The 19,622-nt window shown below is 66.9% G+C and carries 17 protein-coding genes; 6 read left to right on the top strand and 11 right to left on the bottom strand.

The annotated features are described in order from the left end of the window. Window positions 1-25 precede the first annotated feature (25 nt). Window positions 26-2,719, top strand: a complete 2,694-nt coding sequence (locus H7A13_00085) for a bifunctional acetate--CoA ligase family protein/GNAT family N-acetyltransferase (protein MCP5331750.1) — start codon at window positions 26-28, stop codon at window positions 2,717-2,719. Window positions 2,720-2,759: 40 nt separating this feature from the next. Here the strand turns inward: H7A13_00085 and H7A13_00080 are convergent, their stop codons facing one another. The 8 genes from H7A13_00080 to H7A13_00045 form a co-directional block, all read right to left on the bottom strand. Then, window positions 2,760-4,178: a CZB domain-containing protein gene (locus H7A13_00080; protein ID MCP5331749.1), complete on the bottom strand. Its 1,419-nt coding sequence runs from the start codon at window positions 4,176-4,178 to the stop codon at window positions 2,760-2,762. Between the two features lie 85 nt (window positions 4,179-4,263). After that, window positions 4,264-5,328 carry a 5-(carboxyamino)imidazole ribonucleotide synthase gene (locus tag H7A13_00075; GenBank protein MCP5331748.1) on the bottom strand — a complete coding sequence of 355 codons (1,065 nt, stop codon included), beginning with the start codon at window positions 5,326-5,328 and terminating at the stop codon, window positions 4,264-4,266. Continuing rightward, the gene (purE, locus tag H7A13_00070) at window positions 5,325-5,843 is read right to left on the bottom strand and encodes a 5-(carboxyamino)imidazole ribonucleotide mutase (GenBank protein MCP5331747.1); all 519 of its coding nucleotides are present in this window, start codon (window positions 5,841-5,843) and stop codon (window positions 5,325-5,327) included. Before purE ends, H7A13_00075 begins: the two co-directional genes overlap by 4 nt. Before the next feature lie 347 nt (window positions 5,844-6,190). Next, window positions 6,191-6,823 (bottom strand): hypothetical protein, encoded by a 633-nt coding sequence (locus H7A13_00065; GenBank protein MCP5331746.1) that lies wholly within the window; start codon window positions 6,821-6,823, stop codon window positions 6,191-6,193. A 136-nt stretch (window positions 6,824-6,959) separates the two neighbouring features. Then, window positions 6,960-7,229 carry a DUF2282 domain-containing protein gene (locus H7A13_00060; protein ID MCP5331745.1) on the bottom strand — a complete coding sequence of 90 codons (270 nt, stop codon included), beginning with the start codon at window positions 7,227-7,229 and terminating at the stop codon, window positions 6,960-6,962. A gap of 45 nt (window positions 7,230-7,274) precedes the next feature. Next, window positions 7,275-11,186, bottom strand: a complete 3,912-nt coding sequence (gene hrpA, locus H7A13_00055) for an ATP-dependent RNA helicase HrpA (GenBank protein MCP5331744.1) — start codon at window positions 11,184-11,186, stop codon at window positions 7,275-7,277. 15 nt (window positions 11,187-11,201) lie between these two features. Beyond that, complete coding sequence (gene recA, locus H7A13_00050) at window positions 11,202-12,224, bottom strand: recombinase RecA (protein ID MCP5331743.1); 1,023 nt, start codon at window positions 12,222-12,224, stop codon at window positions 11,202-11,204. Between the two features lie 68 nt (window positions 12,225-12,292). After that, a complete protein-coding gene (locus H7A13_00045; GenBank protein MCP5331742.1) occupies window positions 12,293-12,775 on the bottom strand; it encodes a CinA family protein in 483 nt (160 codons plus the stop codon). Window positions 12,776-12,958: 183 nt separating this feature from the next. On the opposite strand from H7A13_00045, the gene serA reads away from it, so the two are divergent. Beyond that, window positions 12,959-14,188: a phosphoglycerate dehydrogenase gene (gene serA / locus H7A13_00040; protein MCP5331741.1), complete on the top strand. Its 1,230-nt coding sequence runs from the start codon at window positions 12,959-12,961 to the stop codon at window positions 14,186-14,188. 27 nt (window positions 14,189-14,215) lie between these two features. On the opposite strand, the gene H7A13_00035 is transcribed toward serA, so the two are convergent. Next, a complete protein-coding gene (locus H7A13_00035; protein ID MCP5331740.1) occupies window positions 14,216-16,021 on the bottom strand; it encodes a long-chain fatty acid--CoA ligase in 1,806 nt (601 codons plus the stop codon). Between the two features lie 46 nt (window positions 16,022-16,067). Beyond that, a complete protein-coding gene (gene yaaA / locus H7A13_00030) occupies window positions 16,068-16,835 on the bottom strand; it encodes a peroxide stress protein YaaA (GenBank protein MCP5331739.1) in 768 nt (255 codons plus the stop codon). A 144-nt stretch (window positions 16,836-16,979) separates the two neighbouring features. Here yaaA and H7A13_00025 point away from each other — a divergent pair, with 144 nt between their 5' ends. The 4 genes from H7A13_00025 (at window position 16,980) to H7A13_00010 (ending at window position 19,361) form a co-directional block, all read left to right on the top strand. Beyond that, window positions 16,980-17,372 (top strand): acyl-CoA thioesterase, encoded by a 393-nt coding sequence (locus tag H7A13_00025; GenBank protein ID MCP5331738.1) that lies wholly within the window; start codon window positions 16,980-16,982, stop codon window positions 17,370-17,372. 106 nt (window positions 17,373-17,478) lie between these two features. Next, a complete protein-coding gene (locus H7A13_00020; protein MCP5331737.1) occupies window positions 17,479-18,309 on the top strand; it encodes an SDR family oxidoreductase in 831 nt (276 codons plus the stop codon). A gap of 47 nt (window positions 18,310-18,356) precedes the next feature. After that, the gene (eda, locus tag H7A13_00015; GenBank protein ID MCP5331736.1) at window positions 18,357-18,983 is read left to right on the top strand and encodes a bifunctional 4-hydroxy-2-oxoglutarate aldolase/2-dehydro-3-deoxy-phosphogluconate aldolase; all 627 of its coding nucleotides are present in this window, start codon (window positions 18,357-18,359) and stop codon (window positions 18,981-18,983) included. Window positions 18,984-19,037: 54 nt separating this feature from the next. After that, on the top strand, window positions 19,038-19,361 hold the full coding sequence (locus H7A13_00010; GenBank protein MCP5331735.1) for a hypothetical protein: 324 nt from the start codon (window positions 19,038-19,040) through the stop codon (window positions 19,359-19,361). A 169-nt stretch (window positions 19,362-19,530) separates the two neighbouring features. Here H7A13_00010 and H7A13_00005 read toward each other — a convergent pair. Continuing rightward, on the bottom strand, window positions 19,531-19,622 hold a 92-nt coding region (locus H7A13_00005; protein ID MCP5331734.1), incomplete at its 5' end, for an integrase.

Here is a 19,622-nt window from a genome sequence, read left to right as displayed (position 1 = left end):
ACAGCCGCTGTTCAAGGAGCGTGCGATGTCGATCCGCAATCTCGATGCACTGTTCAAACCGCGTTCGATCGCGCTGATCGGTGCCAGCAACGAAGCCGCCAAGGTCGGGCGGGTCATTGCCGACAACCTCTTCAACGGTGGCTTCAGTGGACCGATCATGCCGGTCAACCCGCACCATCCGGTGGTGCGGGGCGTGATCAGCTATGCCGATGTCGCCAGCCTGCCCCACACGCCCGATCTGGCGGTGGTGGCCACGCCGGCAGCGACGATCCCGGCCCTGGCCGCCGAACTGGCGGCGCGTGGCACCCGCGCGCTGGTGGTGATCTCGACCGGTTTCGGTGGTGCGGCCGGCTCGCCCGGCGCCCAGCTCAAGCAGGCGCTGCTCGACGCCGCGCGACCGCACTGCATGCGCATCGTCGGGCCCAACTGCCTCGGGCTGCTGGTGCCGGGCAGCGGCCTCAACGCCAGCTTCGCCCACATGAATGCGCGGCCGGGCCGGCTGGCCTTTCTGACCCAGTCGGGCGCCATCGTCACCTCGCTGCTCGACTGGGCCGCCGTGCGTGGCATCGGCTTTTCGCACCTGGTCTCGCTGGGCGAGATGGCCGATGTCGATTTCGGTGACCTGCTCGATTACCTCGCCAACGACCCCGACACCGACGCGATCCTGCTCTACATCGAGGCCGTCACCGCCCCGCGCAAGTTCATCTCGGCGGCGCGCGCGGCCGCGCGGCTCAAGCCGCTGATCGTCGTGAAGGGTGGGCGCCATGCCGAGGGCGCACGCGCGGCGGCCTCGCACACTGGCGCGATGGCCGGCGATGATGCGGTCTACGAGGCGATCTTTCGCCGCACCGGCATGTTGCGGGTCGATGACCTGGAAGCGCTGTTCGGCGCTGCCGAGATCGTGGCGATGTCGCCACGGATCACCGGCGACCGGCTGGCGATCCTCACCAATGGTGGCGGCATGGGGGTGCTGGCGACCGATGCGCTGATGGATGCCGGCGGCACACTGGCCGAGCTGGCACCCGCGACGCTGGCCGCGCTCGATCAGCTGCTGCCGGCCAGTTGGTCACGGAGCAACCCGGTCGACATCATCGGCGACGCACCGGGCAGTCGTTATGCCGCGGCCTACCAGGCGCTGGCTGCCGACCCCGGCATCGATGCGCTCTTGGCGCTGAACTGCCCGACGGCGGTGGCATCGAGCCTCGAGGCCGCCCAGGCGCTGATCGCGGCGCGCGGCACGGCCAGCCAGCCGCTGCTGTTCACCAGCTGGGTCGGCGCCGCCTCGATGGCCGAAGCCCGCGCCGGTTTCGCCCGGGCGCGCATCCCCAGCTACGACACGCCGGAGCAGGCGGTGCGTGCCTTCAGTTACATGGTCGACCACGCCAAGGCGCGGCAGCTGCTGCTCGAGACTCCGCCATCGATTCCCGAGCAGTTCACCCCCGACGAGCGGAAGGCGCGCCGGCTGATCGATGCGGCGCTGGCCGAGGGACGGCAGTGGCTGCTCGAACCCGAAGCCAAGGCACTGTTCGAAGCCTATGCGATTGCGACGGTGCCGACCCGGCGCGCCGTCACGCCCGCCGAGGCGGCGGCCATCGCCGCCCAATTTGCCGTGCCGGTCGCGTTGAAGGTGCTGTCGCCCGATCTGCCGCACAAGTCGGATGTCGGCGGCGTGCAGCTCGATCTGGCCACGCCAGCGGCGGTGCAGGAGGCAGCCGCAGCGATGCTGGCCCGGTTGCGAAAAAGCCAGCCGCAGGCGCGCATCGAAGGCTTCTGCGTCGAGCCGATGACCCGACGGCCCAACGCCTTCGAGCTGATCATCGGCGCCTTCGTCGATCCGCAGTTCGGGCCGGTGATCCTGTTCGGTCAGGGCGGCACGGCGGTCGAGCTGATCCGCGACCGCTCGCTCGAACTGCCCCCGCTCAACATGCGCCTGGCCCATGAACTGATCAACCGGACCCGGCTGGCGCGGCTGCTGCGCGGCTACCGCGACCATCCGGCGGTCAACCTCGACGCGGTGGCGCTGAGCCTGATCAAGCTGGCGCAGATGGTGACCGACCTGCCGGAACTGGTCGAACTGGAGATCAACCCGCTGCTGGCCGATGCCGAGGGGGTGATCGCGCTCGATGCCCGGGTGCGGCTGCGGCCGAGCACGCTGAGCGCTTCGCAACGGCTGGCGATTCGCCCCTATCCCAAGGCGCTCGAAAGCCGGGTCACACTCGGTGATGGACGCGCACTGCTGCTGCGGCCGATTCGTCCCGAGGATGAACCGGCACTGCAGGCGGCACTGCTGCTGTTGACGCCCGAACAGCAGCGGCTGCGGCGACTGCTGGCGCGGCCCGAACTCGACGAGCGGCTGGCGGCGCGGCTGACCCAGATCGACTACGACCGTGAGATGGCGCTGGTGCTCACCGAGACCACTGCCCTGAGCGATGGCGAGATCTTCGGCGTGGTGCGGTTGATGGCCGATCCGGACAACGAATCGGCCGAGTTCGCCATCATGCTGCGGCCGGAGTTGAGCGGACAGGGGGTTGGGCGGCAACTGATGGAGCGGCTGATCGACCATGCCCGCGACCGCGGCATCGGCCAGCTCTACGGTGATGTGCTGCCACAGAATCAGTCGATGCGCCGGCTCTGTGCCGCACTCGGCTTCGTCGAGGCGCGCTCCCCGCTCGATGACCAGCTGCTGCGGGTGAGCCTGCCGCTGCGCAACCCGACCTGAATCGCCACCGGTCGATCCGGTTCAGGCGTGCTGGCCGGCCTCAGTGTCGAGCGGTGGCGTCATGCTTCTCATCGACCATGCGACCGAGCAGCCGCATCACCTCCTCACTGGCCCTTTCTGCGGCCTCGGCATCGGCCATGATGGCCGTTTGCCGCGCACGATCCTGCGCCCACGGCTGCCTGGCCTGCTCCACTGCACTGCGCACATGCTGATGCACCGCCTGATGCGGCGCCGTCAGCGTCCGGTAGGCGTGGGTCTGGCCAAACAGGCGCTGGCCATCCTGCTGCAGCCACTTGCCCAGCCGGCAGCCGGTATGATCGACCTGCACCGCCGTCGCCTCCTCGTTGTTGCCCTGGCCGGCAATCGCCAGGTAGCCATTCTGCTTGTACAGCACATGGTCCACCTTCACCAGCGTGGCAAAGGCGTGGTCGGTGGCATGGTCGATCTGCCCGCTCATCTGCCGTGAGGCGGTCGACAGGGCTGCGAAATGGTCGCGGAACTGGCGGGTCTTCGCCACTGCCTCGCTGGCGGCGGCCCCGCTGCGGGTCGACTCGACGGTGATGCGGGCCACCTGCCCCTTGAAGCGGCCCATGCTGCCCTCGATCTCGACCGTGGCCCCCTTGGTCCGCTCCGCCAGCGCCTTCACCTCATCGGCCACCACCGCAAAGCCGCGCCCCTGCTCGCCGGCACGGGCCGCCTCGATCGCGGCATTGAGCGCCAGCAGCGAGGTCTGATCGGCAATCGCCGCGATCATCTCCAGCGACTTCAGCACCTTCTGGCTCTCATCGTCGAGTTCGGCCACCACCGCCTCGACCGAACCGACCTCGGTGACGATGCGTTGCAGTGCCTGGCCCAGCGCATCGATGCCGGTCGAACTGTCGATCGCCAGCTCGGCGTTGTCGCCGGCGAGCTGTGCCGCCTGTTGCAGCTTCTGATTGATCGACAGCAGGTCTTCCTGCACCGTGCGCAGGTTGTCGCGCAGGTGACGGGTCGCGCTGCGTTGCAGGTCGGTCAGAAAATCGTTTTCTGTTGGTTGCACAGCGTGACTGCCGGGAGCCAGCTCTTCCGGGTGACGGGCCGCCGACTCGCGCAGCGCGTGCAGTGCATCACCCAGCCTGTTGAACTGCTCCAGCAGCGGATTCAGGCTGGCCAGTGCCGGCTCGGCAGTCAACCGCTGAGCCGGATGACCGGCGTGCAGATGCTGCGACTGCTGGCCGATGGCCTCCAGCAGCTTCAGTGGCCGGCTGCTCTCACGCAGCAGATAGAGGGCAAACAGGCCATTGACCAGCGGCACCGTCAGCCACGGCCAATCGAGCCCGGAAAACAGCAGCCCATGACCGCCCACCAGCAGTTGCGGCAGAATGAACAGCAGGCAGGCCCAGCGCCAGCGGCGGGCCAGCGGGCTGCCGCTGGCGAGAACATCCGCAGTCAGGGTCGGCGAGGTTGAAGCTGTCGTCATCGGGGTCACTCCACGGCAAAAGAGGGGTGGTCATTGCGTTGAGTGAAGTGTAGACAACGGATGCCAGAGTGGCGCGCAACGGCGGTCAGAGTGCCAGCAACTCCGGCGGCAGCAGGCCCGGCACGGCGCAGGCGACGGTGATGTGGCCCACCTTGCGCCCCGGCCGTGGTGCTTTGCCGTAATCATGCAAATGGGCGCCGGGAACCGCCAGCACCCGTGCAGGGTCGGGCACCGCGCCGATCAGATTGAGCATCGCGTAGTCGCCGCGCGCGCGGGTGCTGCCGAGCGGCAGGCCGAGAATCGCCCGCAGGTGGTTTTCGAACTGGCTGGTCTCGGCACCCTCGATGCTCCAGTGCCCGGAGTTGTGCACCCGCGGTGCAAATTCGTTGGCCAGCAGCGCCCCGTCGCAGACAAAGAACTCCACGGCCAGCACGCCGACATGGTCGAGCACTTCGAGCAGGCGTCCGACCTGGGCTTCGGCCTCCTGTTGCAGCGGATCGCTGGTGCGGCAGAAGGTGGTGTGGAGGATGCCGTTGCGGTGGCGGTTTTCCGCCAGCGGATAACAGGCCACGGCGCCATCGCGGCCGCGCGCCGCGATCAGCGACACCTCGCGCTCGAACGGCACCAGCCGCTCCAGCAATGCCGGTGTGTCACCCAGTTCACGGGCCGCGACTTCGACATCGGCAGCCGTGCGCAGCAGCCACTGGCCCTTGCCGTCATAGCCGAACCGGCGGGTCTTGAGCAGCGCGGGCAGCCCCAGTGCCACCACGGCTGCCGGCAACCCGGCAGCGCCATCGACCACCTCGAACGCCGCCGTTGCCATGCCGAGCTCGCGGAACAGCGTCTTCTCGTGCAGCCGGTCCTGCGCCGCCGCCAGCGCCCGCGCACCGGGATGGACCGGCACCCGGCCGGCGAGCACCTCCAGGCTGCGTGCCGGGACGTTCTCGAAATCGAAGGTCACCACATCGACCTGCCCAGCCAGTTCGAGCAGTGCGCGCTCATCGTCGTAATCGGCGACCAGCAGTTTGCCCAAGGGCCCGGCGCAGGCGTCGGCGGCCGGGTCGAGAAACACAAATTGGTGCGCCCAGGGCAGCCCGGCCAGCGCCAGCATCCGCGCCAGCTGCCCGCCACCGATGATGCCGACCCTCACGACTGGCTCGCCCGCGGATCGGGATCGGCCAGCACCCGTTCGGTCTGGGCCGCGCGATAGGCCGCCAGGCGCGTGCCGATGGCAGGATATTTGTTGGCGAGAATGGCCGCAGCCAGCAGGCCCGCGTTGATGGCGCCGGCGCGACCGATGGCCAGCGTGCCGACCGGAATGCCGGCCGGCATCTGCACGATGGAGAGCAGTGAATCGACGCCATTGAGGCTGCGCGACTGCACCGGCACGCCCAGCACCGGCAGCGCGCTCTTGGCGGCGGTCATGCCCGGCAGGTGGGCGGCGCCGCCGGCGCCGGCGATGATCACCTCCAGCCCGCGCCCGGCGGCGGCCTCGGCATAGGCGAACAGCTTGTCCGGCGTGCGATGGGCCGAGACCACCTCCACCTCGTGGGGAATGGCAAGCTCGGTCAGAATCTCGGCGGCGTGGCCCATCGTCTCCCAGTCCGACTGCGAGCCCATGATGATCCCCACCAGAGGCGCCTTGCGGTCACGGCGACCGGCCATCACCGAGTCCTCGCACTGAAGAAAAGGGAAATGTCGGCGACAACCGGTGCGACGACCAGATTCTGCGCACTGTGCATGAATGTGTCCGCGGGGTGCCGGAGCCCTGGGCTCGGCCGGTGAGTGAACCTTGCCCCGGACGGCGCAACTGCGGAGTGGCTCCGCAGTGCCTGCCCCGGCGCTGCCAGCCGCGATTCTAGCGCGCGCCTTGCGCGAAGTCAGGCGCCTGCTGCTCAAACAGCCACCACAGTGAACCGCTGCGCTGACCGGACGGCCTGCTTCGGACTGCCTTCAACAATGAGCCGCCGATTTCATGTCCCCGATTTCACGTGGATAAAATCAACGTGTCGTTAGTTCTTTGAGATTGAAGCTTCCTCGATGCCGCGGCCTGTAAGCACGCAACGCGCCTCACTGGGTAGAACGCCACCAAGATTGTTCTTGGCTTCGAAGGTGAACTGGACGACGACGTTGCCGGTCGTGGGTGCACGATAAACAGACGTCGTGCCGAACTTCCGATTGAAGGTGAGCGGGTTGTGAAGCTGGGCTTTGATCGCGTTCTCGCAGCTTTGCGTGGCTTGAGAGTCTGCCAAGCCAGACATCTTGGCAGTTTGAGACTGAATAGCGGTGGCTGATTTAAGATCGGAGTCTTCAATGTAGAAGCGTTTCCGATTCACGCAATCAACAAAGAAGACGATCTTGCCGCCCGGCGTGCTTCGGCTTTTCGAGATCTCGACGAGATCAACCCTGTCGCACTCGGATGATGAGGCAATTTTCTCTGCTGCGGGGAGCATGAGGGAGTTGATTTTCTTGATGCCCGACTCACCCCAGGCGGCGTATAACTTCGGGTAGCTATTTTGCGTGATTGGGATGACCGCGTGCGAGGCGATCTTGGGGTTGACTGAAGCAGCGTCACAAACAGCGGCTGAGGATAGGGCAAGTAGAAAAACTCCAAGGTGCGCTCTGCAAAGGGTTTTGAGATTCAAGGCAGTGGCCTCCGCAAAAAGGAAAATAAGCTCAGGCTCGATTTTCTCCGCCGCTCCATTTCATCGCAGGCCTGCCCGGGCAGACAGGCGCCAGCGCGCGACCTGTCGAAAGAGCTGCCCACTCAAACGCGCTCAGTCACTTCTTGACCACGCCGCCGACGATCTTTTCGCAACTGCCGGCGGGCAGCAGGATCCACTCCTGCGGGTCGGCATCCTTTTTGGCCTGGCTGGCGCAACTGTGGCTGTCGGTGTGGCAGTCGTTGCTGCCGGCCTTGACCACGCCATAGCACTTCTCCACGCCCTTGCCTTCGGCCAGCGCTGCTGTCGAAGTGGCGGCGAGGCCGAGGGCCAGCAGGGCTGCCGCAGCGGCGCGGCTCAGCAGGGCGTTTTTTTCATCATCGGACATGGTTCTGCTCCTTCGGTTGTTTTCTGTTGCTGATCAAGAGGATGGCTATTGCCCACCGCGTGCCTGGCGCAGCCGTTCGAGGATGCGCTTTTCCGACACCGGCTGGCGGGTGCCGAGTGGCTGGGCGAAGAGTGAGACCCGCAGCTCCTCGATCAGCCAGCGGCATTCGTCGAGCCGTTGAGGATCGGCCCGGCCGCTGGCCTTGGCGTCGAGGTAATTCTGCCACAGATCGGCCACGGTACGGCGTGACTGCGCGTCGCGGGCCAACTGTCCCTGCAGCCGTTGCAGCCGGTGGTCGATCGCCTTGAGGTAACGGGGAAATTCACTCAGCCAAGGGTAGGGGGTGGCGGTGATGAAGCCCGGTGCCAGCAGCGCCGCCAGTTGTTGTTCGATGTCGCGGTGGCTGTCGGCCAGCGCCGGCGAGGCGGTTTTTTCGAGTTGCAGCCGCAGTGGCCGGTAGCAGGCAAGAATTTCGCTGACCAGCCGGACCAGCTCCTGGGCCCGCGTCACCACCTGGTTGCGGTCGGCCGCCACCCGCGCCTCGAAGCTGGCGCGGTCGGTTGGCAGCGGGCGGCCGTCGAGCAGGATGGCGCGAAAGGCGGCCTCGATCAGTTCGTCGATCAGGTCGTGCGCGCCAGCGATCGCGGCGAAAGTGAGCGCCCGCTCGCGCTCGAACCGCACCTGTTTGCGCAGGTAGTGCACGGTCGGCGCCAGCGCCAGCATGTAGAGCCGCAGGATGCCGCGCACCCGGCTCTGACGGGCCTCGACCGGGTCGTCGCCCAGTTCGAGCTGGATGTGGTCGCCGTGGTCGATCATCCGCACGAAGCGTTTGATCGGGATGCCAGCCTGCTGGGTGTCGACCGACTCCGGCAGTGCATCGAAGTCCCAACTGGTGACCCGCTCGCGCCGCCACGGCGAGCCGGCGGGCAGGGGCAGCAGCCGCTGGCGGTCGAGCGTGGCGACAAAGGCATCGAGCGCGGCCGGATCACGGCTGGCGAACAGCACCCGGTTCTGTTCATCCAGCAGTTCGACCCGCATCCGGTAGTGGTCGTCGATGGTGCCATCCGTCCAGTCGGTGTCGGCCAGGGTGACGCCCAGCTCGCTGCGCAGGACCGAGGTCAGTGCGCTGGTCAGCGGTTCGGCATTGGGCCGCAGCGCCGGCAGCAGCCGGTCGACGCTGTCCGGCAGCGGCACCAGGCGGCGGCGCTGCGCCTTGGGCAGGCTCTTGAGCAGGGCGATGCACTTGTCGCGCAGCAGCCCCGGCACCAGCCATTCGAGCTGCGCGCGCGGCAGTTGTCGCCAGGCCGCCGCCGGCACATGCAGGGTCACGCCATCTTCGGCATGGCCCGGTTCGAAGCGGTAGCTCAGCGGCAGTGTCATCTCGCCGAGCTGCAACTGGTCGGGAAAGCGGTCGCCGAGCGCCTCGTCGGCATCGCGGCGCAGCAGCCGCTCGCGGTCGAGCCGCAGCAGGTCGGGTCGGGCGCGTTCGGCCTCGCCGCGCCAGGCATCGAACCGCTTGCGGTCGTAGACGTCGGGCGGGATGCGCTCGTCGTAGAAGCGGTAGATCTCTTCGTCATTGACCAGCAGGTCGCGGCTGCGCGATTTGGCTTCGAGCCCCTCCAGTTCGGCAATCAGTGCCTGGTTGTGCTTGAAGAAGGCGGGATGGCTGCCGAGGTCGCGCTCCACCAGCGCGGCGCGGATGAAGATGTCGCGGGCGGTGACCGGGTCGATCGGCCCGTAGTTGACCAGTCGGCGCTCGACGATCGGCAGGCCATGGAGGGTGACCTGTTCGTAGGCGACCACCTCGCCCCGCTTGCGCTCCCAGTGGGGCTCGAAGTGGTTGCGCCGCAGCAGCCCCTTGGCCAGCGGCTCGATCCAGGCCGGGTCAATGCGGGCCACGGTGCGGGCATAGAGCTTCGAGGTCTCCACCAGCTCCAGCGCCATCAGCCATTTCGGCCCTTTCTTGGCCAGCGGCGAGCCGGGAAAAATCGAGAAGCGGCGATTGCGGGTGCCCTGATAGTCGCCCTCCGGCCGCTTGACGCCGACATGGCTCAGCAGGCCGGTCAGCAGCGCGCGGTGGATGGCGTCAGGGTCGGCCGGGCTGCTGTTTTCGCGCAGATGCAGTGCCCTGGCGGCCAGGTGGAGCTGACGGTGCAGCTCGCGCCACTCCCGCAGCCGCAGCCACGACAGGTAGTTGCGACGGCAGTGGCTGCGGAACTGGCTCTGCGTCAGGCTCTGGCGCAGCCCTTCGAGATGGTCCCACAGGTTGCAGAGGGTGATGAAGTCGGAGTCGGAGTGCTGGTAGAGCCGATGCTTCTCGTCGGCGGCCTGCTGCTTGCCGACCGGGCGCTCGCGCGGGTCCTGCAGCGAGATCGCGCTGCCGATGATCAGCAGCTCGCGCAGTGCGTTCTCGCGCGTGGCCTCGAGCAGCATCCGGCCGATGCGCGGGTCGACCGGCAGTTGCGCCAGTTGGCGACCGATCGGCGTCAGCGTGCCACGGCCGTCGACGGCGCCGAGTTCTTCCAGCAGCTTGAAGCCATCGCGGATCAGCCGTCGATCGGGGGGGTCGATGAACGGAAATTCGTCGATCTCGCCGAGAGAGAGCGACAACATGCGCAGAATCACCGCGGCCAGGTTGGTGCGGCGAATCTCCACCTCAGTGAATTGGGGACGGCCGAGCAGATCCGCTTCGGCATAGAGCCGGTAGCAGATGCCGGCCGCCACCCGGCCGCAGCGGCCCGCCCGCTGCCGGGCGCTGGCCTGCGAGATCGGTTCGATCGGCAACCGCTGCACCTTGCTGCGGTAGCTGTAGCGGCTGATGCGGGCATGGCCGAGGTCGATCACATAGCGGATGCCGGGCACCGTCAGCGAGGTTTCGGCGACATTGGTCGAGAGCACCACCCGCCGGCCGGGGTGCGGGCTGAAGATGCGCTGCTGCTCGGCATGGGAGAGGCGGGCATAGAGCGGCAGAATCTCGGTGTCGCGCAGCAGCGCTTTGCGCAGGTGGTCGGCGCAGTCGCGAATCTCCTGCTCGCCGCTGAGAAAGACCAGCACATCGCCGCGTGGCGCGCCGCCCTCCTCGGCCTCGATCTCGCGCAGGACTTCGACGATCGCCTGCGGCGGATCGGCCGTCTCGTCACGCTCGTCGCGCGGGCGGTAGCGGATCTCCACCGGATGGCTGCGCCCCTCGACGATCAGGATGGGCGCGCCGTCGAAGTGGCGCGAGAAGGCGTCGAGGTCGAGGGTGGCCGAGGTGATGATCAGCTTCAGATCGGGCCGCCGGGGCAGCAGCCGCTTGAGATAGCCGAGCAGGAAGTCGATGTTGAGGCTGCGCTCATGCGCCTCGTCGATGATCAGGGTGTCGTAGGCGGTCAGCAGCGGATCATGGCCGATCTCGGCCAGCAGGATGCCATCGGTCATCACCTTGACCAGCGTCTGCGGGCCGCTCTGGTCGCTGAAGCGCACCTGCGCGCCCACCTGCTGCCCAAGCGGCACCCGCAGCTCCTCGGCCAGTCGCTGCGCCACCGCCCGCGCCGCCAGCCGCCGTGGCTGGGTGTGGCCGATCATCCCACGGCTGCCGCAGCCCAGTTCGAGGCAGAGCTTCGGCAACTGGGTGGTCTTGCCCGAGCCGGTCTCGCCGGCCAGCACCACCACCTGATGCCGCTTGATGGCGTCGAGCAGCCGTTCGCGGGCGGCCACCACCGGCAGTTCGAGCGGATAGTCGATGGTGGGTATCGATTGCAGCCGCGCCTCGACCCAGCTCGACGAGGCGTCGAGCTGCTGCCGGAACTCGCTCAGCAGCCGGTCGGCCGGCTTGGCGGCCGCCAGACGGCTGGCGATGCGCCCGAGCAGTGCCTCGAGCCTGATCCGGTCACTGGCGCGGCAGTGCGCCAGCCGGGCGCGTTCGGCATCGAGGCTGAATGACGGCGGCAGCTCGCTGACAGGCACGGTGGGCAGCGGGGTGGGCCTCACTCACGGCTCATCGGCCGACTCATCCGTGGCGGTCGGGGTGATGGTGCAGAGGCTGCGAATCTGCGCCTCCAGTTCGTTGGCCAGTTGCGGATGCTCGTGCAGATATTGGGCGGCGTTGGCCTTGCCCTGACCGATGCGCTCGCCACGGCAGCTGTACCAGGCGCCCGATTTTTCGATCAGATTCTGCTGCACGGCCATGTCGACCAGCTCACCCAGGCGGTAGATGCCGGTGCCGTAGAGAATCTGGAACTCGGCCTGCCGGAACGGCGGCGCCACCTTGTTCTTCACCACCTTGACCCGGGTCTCGCTGCCCACCACCTCGTCGCCGGACTTGACCGAGCTGGTGCGGCGAATGTCGAGCCGCACCGAGGCGTAGAACTTCAGCGCATTGCCGCCGGTGGTGGTCTCCGGACTGCCGAACATCACGCCGATCTTCATGCGGATCTGGTTGATGAAGATCACCAGCGTGTTGGAACGCTTGATGTTGCCGGTGATCTTGCGCAGCGCCTGCGACATCAGCCGTGCCTGCAGGCCGACATGCTGGTCGCCCATCTCGCCGTCGATCTCGGCCTTGGGCGTCAGCGCCGCCACCGAGTCGATCACCACCAGGTCGACCGCGCCGGAGCGCACCAGCATGTCGACGATCTCCAGCGCCTGCTCGCCGGTGTCGGGCTGCGACACCAGCAGGTTGTCGAGGTTGACGCCGAGCTTTTCGGCATAGAGCGGGTCGAGCGCATGTTCGGCATCGACGAAGGCGGCCACGCCACCTCCGCGCTGGCACTGGGCGATGGTGCTGAGCGCCAGCGTGGTCTTGCCGGAAGATTCCGGACCGTAGATCTCCACCACCCGGCCACGCGGCAGGCCACCGATGCCCAGCGCGATGTCGAGCCCGAGCGAACCGGTCGAGATCGCCGGAATGTTCTGCCGCTCCTTGTCGCCGAGCCGCATGATGCTGCCCTTGCCGAACTGTCTCTCGATCTGACCCAGCGCCGCTTCGAGCGCCTTCTGCTTGTTTGCATCCATCGGCTTTCCTCATGGTGCGGTGGAGTGCGCACTCCACCGTCTTGCCTGCAGTTGATTGAAAAAGTGTGTCAGGCCCGCGCCATCAGCCCGGCCAGCGCATGCAGCGCCGCCTGCTCGCGCACCCCGGCACGGTCACCGGTGAAGTGCAGCGACTCGGTCTCCAGCCGGCCATCGCGCCCGGCCCAGCCGAAGCAGACCGTGCCGACCGGCTTGTGCGCGGTGGCGCCGCCCGGCCCGGCAATGCCACTGACCGCCACCGCCAGATCGGCATCGGCCCGCAGCAGCGCATTGCGGGCCAGCTCGCGCACGGTTTCATGGCTGACGGCACCGAACCGTTGCAGCGTATCGGCCGCCACGCCAAGCAGGGTGCGCTTGGCTTCGTTGGAGTAGACCACCCAGCCATACTCGAACCAGGCCGAGCTGCCGGCCACGGCGGTGATGGCCGCGGCCACCAGACCACCGGTGCAGGACTCGGCGGTCGCCACCCGCAGACCGCGCTGCTTCAGCAGCAGACCCAGCTGCGTGGCGCGCTCGACGATCGTGCTGTTCATCTGCGTCACCCCCTCGACCGTCCAGGTGCGACCATCTTAGCGGATGCCGCAGCCGAGGCGGAACGCGTGGTGCGCAAGCGAGCGCGGTTTGGCCTGATTCCGGCGGGCTGCTAGCATAGCGCCCCCCATGTGGGCTGCACAGTCGCAGCCACAGGCACCCGTTGCTTTATCAGGAGCCTTGCCATGACCAGACTCTCGCTCGACAAGGATCGCATCAAGATTCTGCTGCTCGAGGGCATCCACCCCTCGGCCGTGCAGACCCTTCGCCAGGCCGGCTACAGCAACATCGAGGCACTGCCGACCGCGCTCGAGGGCGAGGAGCTGAAGGCGCGGATTCGCGACGTGCACTTCATCGGCATCCGCTCACGCACCCGGCTCAACGCCGAGGTGCTCGAAGCGGCGCAGCGGCTGGTGGCGATCGGCTGCTTCTGCATCGGCACCAACCAGGTCGATCTGAACCAGGCGCTGTTGCAGGCCATTCCGGTGTTCAACGCCCCCTTCTCCAACACCCGCAGCGTGGCGGAGCTGGTGCTGGCCGAGGCGATTCTGCTGCTGCGCGGCATTCCCGAAAAGAACGCACTGGCCCATCGCGGCGGCTGGCTGAAGAGCGCCAGCAACGCCTACGAGATTCGCGGCAAGCAGCTCGGCATCATCGGCTATGGCAACATCGGCACCCAGCTCGGTGTCATGGCCGAGTCTCTCGGCATGAAGGTCCGTTTTTACGACGTGGTCAACAAGCTCTCGATCGGCAATGCCGTTCAGCTGCACGACCTGCATGAACTGCTGGCGACATCGGATGTGGTGACGCTGCATGTGCCGGAAACCGCGGCGACCCGCAACATGATCGGCAGCGCCGAGCTGGCGGCGATGAAGCCGACCGGCGTGCTGATCAACGCCTCGCGCGGCACGGTGGTCGACATCGACGCGCTGGCGCAGGCCCTGGCCGACAAGCGGCTGCTGGGGGCCGCCATCGATGTCTTTCCGGTCGAGCCCAAGGGCAATGACACCCCGTTCGTCTCGCCGCTGCAGGCGTTCGACAATGTCATTCTCACCCCCCACATCGGCGGCAGCACCATCGAGGCGCAGGCCAACATCGGGGTCGAGGTGGCCGAAAAGCTGATCAAATACAGCGACAACGGCACCACCACCTCGTCGGTCAACTTTCCCGAGGTGGCGCTGCCGGCCCATCCCGGCAAGCATCGGCTGCTGCACATCCATCGCAACGAACCCGGGGTGATGAGCGCGATCAACCGGGTCTTTTCCGACAGCGGCATCAACATCAGCGCCCAGTACCTGCAAACCAACGACCGCACCGGCTATGTGGTGATCGATGTCGATGCCGAATACAGCGAGCTGGCGCTGAAGCGGCTGCAGGAGATTCCGGCCACGCTGCGCGCCCGCGCGCTGTTCTGAGTGCCGGTGCGGGGTCGGCCCGTCCGTTCATGACCCCTGCTGAAGCTGCCGCAGCTGCCTGGCGAACCGTTCGAGCAGTTGCGGCCGTTTCAGCTTCAGCGTCGGCGTCAGCAGGCCATCGGCGACCCGCCAGGGGGTCAGGCTGAAGTGGGCCCGGCCGAGGGTGGCATAGGCCGGAAACTCCTTCAGCAGTCCATTCATGCGTGCCAGCAGCAGCTGCTTCACCACCGGATCGTTCAGCGCTGCATCGTCGGGCTCCACACCCCACTGGATGGCCTGTTCCCGCCAGAGTTCCGGCTCCAGCACCACCAGCGCCACCAGCCGGGGCTGACCGCTGCCGGCCAGCATCACCTGACTGAACAGCGGGTCGAGCCGAATCGCCATCTCCAGGTCGTCCGGCGGGATCTTCTCGCCATTGCAGAGCACGATGGTCTCCTTCAGCCGACCGCGAAGATGGAGCCGTCCATCCTCCAGCCAGCCCTGATCCGCCGTGTGCAGCCAGCCCTGCGCATCGATCGCCGGGTCGTCGGCGCGGCCGTGCCAGTAGCCCAGCATCACATTGGGACCGCGCACCAGCACCTCACCCTGCTCGCCGATGTGCAGCGCCACGCCGGGCAGCGGCCGTCCGACGCTGGCGGGATCGTTGTCGTGCAGGGTGTTGCAACTGACCACCGGGCTGGCCTCGGTCAGGCCATAGCCCTGCACGATCGGAATGCCCAGGCCGATGAAGCGCCGCGCCACCTCGGGTTGCAGCGCGGCGCCGCCACTGACCGCCAGCCGCAGCCGTCCACCCAGGCGCTGTTGCAGCGGCCGGGCGACCAGCGGCTGCAGCAGCGGCCAGAGCAGCAATCGGGGATGCCAGCCTGCCCGCCGCTGCCGGTACTGAAAGCGGTGCCAGCCCACCGCGACCGCCCAGCGGAACAGCCACGCGAGCAGCGCTCCGCGCTGCATCAGTTGCCGGCTGAGTCGGCCATGGAGGGTTTCGTAGACGCGGGGCACGCAGATCAGCGCCGTCGGCCGCTGCCGTGACAGATCGCGCGCCAGAAGCTGAATGCCACGGCCATGGGCCACGGTGGCACCGGCCGCCATCGGCACATAGTAGCCGGCGGTCCGTTCCAGCGCATGGGCGAGCGGCAGAAAGGAGAGCAGCAGATCCTGCCGGTAGACCTCGATCCGGCTCAGAATGCCATGGACATTGGCCAGAATGTTGGCATGGCTCAGCATCACCCCCTTGGGGCGTCCGGTGGTGCCGGAGGTGTAGATCAGCGTCGCCAACTGTCGTGGCTCGACCGGCGGCAGTGGCGGCTGCTCTGCGCCGGGCGTCGGCAACCAGCCGGCCACGCTGCGCAGCCGAGGATCGTCGAACCTGCAGGCCGCATCATCCTCCAGCAGCAGGATGCGCTCCAGTGTCGGGATCCCGGCGAGCGCCCCGGCCAGCGTCAGCCAGTGGGTCTCGTCGACCAGCAGAAGCAGGCGCGCCCCGCAATCCTCCAGGATGTAGGCGGTGTTGTTGGGACGGTCGTCGACATAGAGCGGCACCACCACCAATCCCAGCCCCAGCGCAGCCTGATCGAAGATGACCCACTGCGGAGAGTTGGGCAGGGCGATGGCGACGCGGTCACCCGCTTGAAGAGGCTCCCGCCGCAGCGCCTGCTGCCACTGTTGCACCGCCTGCCCGATCTCTCTCCAACGGTAATCACGCCAGCCTTGACGCTGCCGGTCGTAGGCGCGGTAGGCCACTGCCGTGGGCGTGCGCCGCACGCGCGCGCGAAACAGCGCATCCAGCGTGTCGGCCTCGTCGGCAGTGACCGGATCGCAGTCCCAGGTTGCCATCGTCGTGCTCCTCCCTGTGGGCCGTGCGATCCGCGGGCCGTTCCGCTCACGCCTGCCGGCGGCTGAACACCCACTCAGCGGCGGATGAGAGCTCGGCGTTGAAGCGGTAGCCCTGCCAGTCGAACGTCTTGAGCGCGTCGGGCCTCTCCCAGCGGTTGAGGATGATCGCGCGCGCCATCGCACCGCGCGCCCGCTTGGCCAGCAGGCCGATGGTGCGGTAGGTGCCACCTTTGTAATCCTTGAACTGGGGCGTGATCAACCGGCCAGCGAGCCGCTTCGGCTGCACCGCCTTGAAGTACTCCTGCGACGCCAGATTGATCAGTACGCCACTGCCCCCCAGTTGCCGGTTGAGGGCGTCGGTGATCCGATCACCCCAGAAGTGATAGAGGTCGCGGCCATGGGGATTGGCGAGCGGGGTGCCCATCTCCAGCCGATAGGGATGGATCAGATCGAGCGGGCGCAGCAGTCCGTAGAGGCCGGAGAGGATGCGCAGATGCTGCTGGGCATGGAGCAGATCGGCCTCGCTCAGGCTGGCGGCCTCCAGCCCGACATAGACCTCGCCGGCAAAGGCGAGCAGCGCCTGCTTGCAGGGTCCCGCTTCGAAGCGGGGCTGCCACTGCTGATAGCGACGCTGGTTCAGCTCGGCCAGCCTGGGGCTGATCTGCATCAATTCGCCCAACTGCTGCGCCGTCATCGGCCGCAGCAGCCCGACCAGTTCGCTGCTGGCTTCGACGAACTCCGGCTGACTGGCATGGCGGGTGCAGGGTATCGTCTCGAAATCGAGGTTCTTGGCCGGGGAGAGAATGGTCAACATGGCAGACACCTTGGCATGGCTCGCGTCACGGGCCGAACACGGTAGCAAAAGCCGTCACGGTTGCAATTGTCACCAACGCAGCCTGGAATGCCTATAATGCCGCCGGATCGCCCCCTGCCCACAACAATAACAGTCCTCCCACCGATGACCGAAGATGAACTGCCGCCGCAGCCCGGCGGTGAACTGGCACTCAAGACCGTTGCCCTGCCGCGCGACACCAATGCCCATGGCGACATCTCGGCCGGCTGGCTGGTGTCGCAGATGGACCTCGCGGCCGAAATCACCGCCGCCAACCTGGCCAAGGGACGGGTGGTGACGGTCGCCATCGAAGAGCTCGCCTTCATGCGGCCGATCGCGATTGGCGCCAGCGTCAACTGTCACACCGAGATCCTCGAAATCGGCCGCAGTTCGATGCGCATTCTGGTGGAGGTCTGGACCTGCCTGCCCGCCGACCCGGAACCCTACAAGATCACCGAAGGGGAGTTCGTCCTGGTGGCCCTCGACGACGAGGGCCGCGCGCGCCGGGTGGTGGTTTAGCCGACTCTTTCGCCACCCGGACCGGCATGCCGGCAGGGTGCTGGACGCCACGCCAGCGATCGGTCACCATCAAAAAAGTGCACCAATCTGATCCAGGAGGGATTGCATGGCCGCTTTCACCGTTCTGCTCACCGGCGCCACCAGCGGCATCGGACTGGAGACCGCCCGCGCCCTGGCCACGCCCGACCGACGGCTGATTCTGGCCTGTCGCAACCGATCCAAGGCCGAGACCCTCCGCCAGCAACTGCTGAGCGCCCAGCCCGCCTGCCAGATCGATCTGGTGGATCTCGACCTGGCCAGTCTGGCCTCGGTCGACCGCGCCGTGACCGAGATCTTTCAGTGCTGCTCACGCCTTGACGTGCTGATCAACAACGCCGGCGTCATGCCTGCCCAGTTCACCCGCTCGGCCGATGGCCACGAGCTCAACTTCGCCGTCAACCACCTTGCGCCGTTCTCGCTGACCCAGCAACTGCTGCCGCTGCTGCGGGCCAGTGGCAGGGCGCGGGTGGTCAACGTCAGCTCGATGATGCACCGCTTTGGCCGCCCCGATTTCGACGACTGGCCCCATCCGGCGCGTTACCGACAGGTGCGCGCCTATGGCAGCTCCAAGCTCGGACTGCTGCTCTGCACCCGGGAGTTTGCCCGCCGCCACCAGCGCGACGGCATCACTGCCAACGCCCTGCACCCGGGCGGCGTCGACACCGCCATCACCGACTACCCGGGCTGGATGCGGCTGTTCCTGCGCTCCGCGCGCAAGGGGGCAGAAACCTCGATCTACCTCGCCACCGCCGCCGAAATGGCCAGCGTGACCGGTGGTTACTTCGTCGACTGCCAGCCCAAGCCCGGCACCGCGCTCAGCAACCGTGCCGACCTCGCCGCGCAACTGTGGCAACGCAGCGAAGCCTGGCTCGCCGAGTGGCGCGCGACAGCGGCATAAGGATTGCTGCCACAAGGCTGTCACCACGAACTGCCGAGGGCTGCACGATGGAGATCGAAGCGATACTGAAGCTGGCGCCGGTGATGCCGGTGATCACGCTGGAGCGAATCGAACAGGCCCTGCCACTGGCCCGCGCGCTGCTGGCCGGCGGCGTGCGCGCACTGGAGGTGACGCTGCGCACCCCGGTGGCGCTGCGGGCCATCGAACTGCTGGCCGGCCATGACGAAGGCTGGGTGGTCGGTGCCGGCACCGTCACCACTGCCGCTGAGTACCAGAGTGTCGTCGAGGCCGGCGCCCGCTTCGCCGTCAGCCCCGGCCTGACGCCCGCGCTGGCGGCGGCCGGCCAGCAGGGACCGATTCCGCTGCTGCCCGGCGTCATGACCCCCAGCGAAATCCTCAATGCACGCGATCATGGCTTTGGCTTTCTCAAACTCTTTCCGGCCGAACAGGCCGGCGGCATCCCCTTTCTCAACGCCATCCACGGCCCGCTGCCCGAAATCCGCTTCTGCCCCACCGGCGGCGTCGGCCCGGCCAACCTGGCCGACTACCTGAAACTGCCCAATGTGCTCTGCGTCGGCGGCTCCTGGGTGACACCGCGCCGACTGCTGCGCGACGGCCACTGGAGCGAGATCGAGGCGCTGGCCCGCGCGGCGGTGACGGTCGGAAAGGCATGACCGGCGCATGCGCACTGACACACGATTCAGCCACTTAATGATCTGGAACAATTCATGAAGATCGACATCGACACAATGACCGAGGCAGAGCTGATCGAACTGAATCAGCGCATCGTGCAAAGGCTCAAGTTTCTTGAATCGATGCACCAGCACACTGAAATGCTCAAATTCAGCATCGGTGACAAGGTGTCATTCGAGCCGCCGGGTCGCGGCAGGCTGACCGGCACACTCATCAAGTACAACCAGAAAACAGTGACCCTCATCACCGACTCGGGTCAACGCTGGAACGTCGCTCCGGCGCTGCTTTCAAAAATCAAACCCGTTTCGGCTTCGGCCAAAGAAGGGGTCGTCATTGAATTTGATGGCAAGAAAAAATAGGAGAACATGGAGCCGGAATTGAATCGATCCCTCGTCGGACAGGCGGGTGAAATGTCGCAACTGCCGGCGAACTGTCTGATCTGGAAAGCATGAAACCGTGGTCTGTCCCCAATTCTTCCATCCGCAAGGAGCTGCATCCGGAATGAGCGACTGACTGGCGAATCGAAGGCTACAAATCCAGCGGGCTGATCACCCCGCGCCCGCCTTTATTCAGCACATGGGTGTAGATCATCGTCGTTTCAACATGCGTGTGGCCGAGCA

The organism is Pseudomonadales bacterium, assembly GCA_024234215.1.
GTDB lineage: Bacteria > Pseudomonadota > Gammaproteobacteria > Pseudomonadales > UBA5862 > JACKOQ01.
Note: the sequence above shows the minus strand (reverse complement) of the source record. Positions and strands in the feature narration are given on the sequence as shown.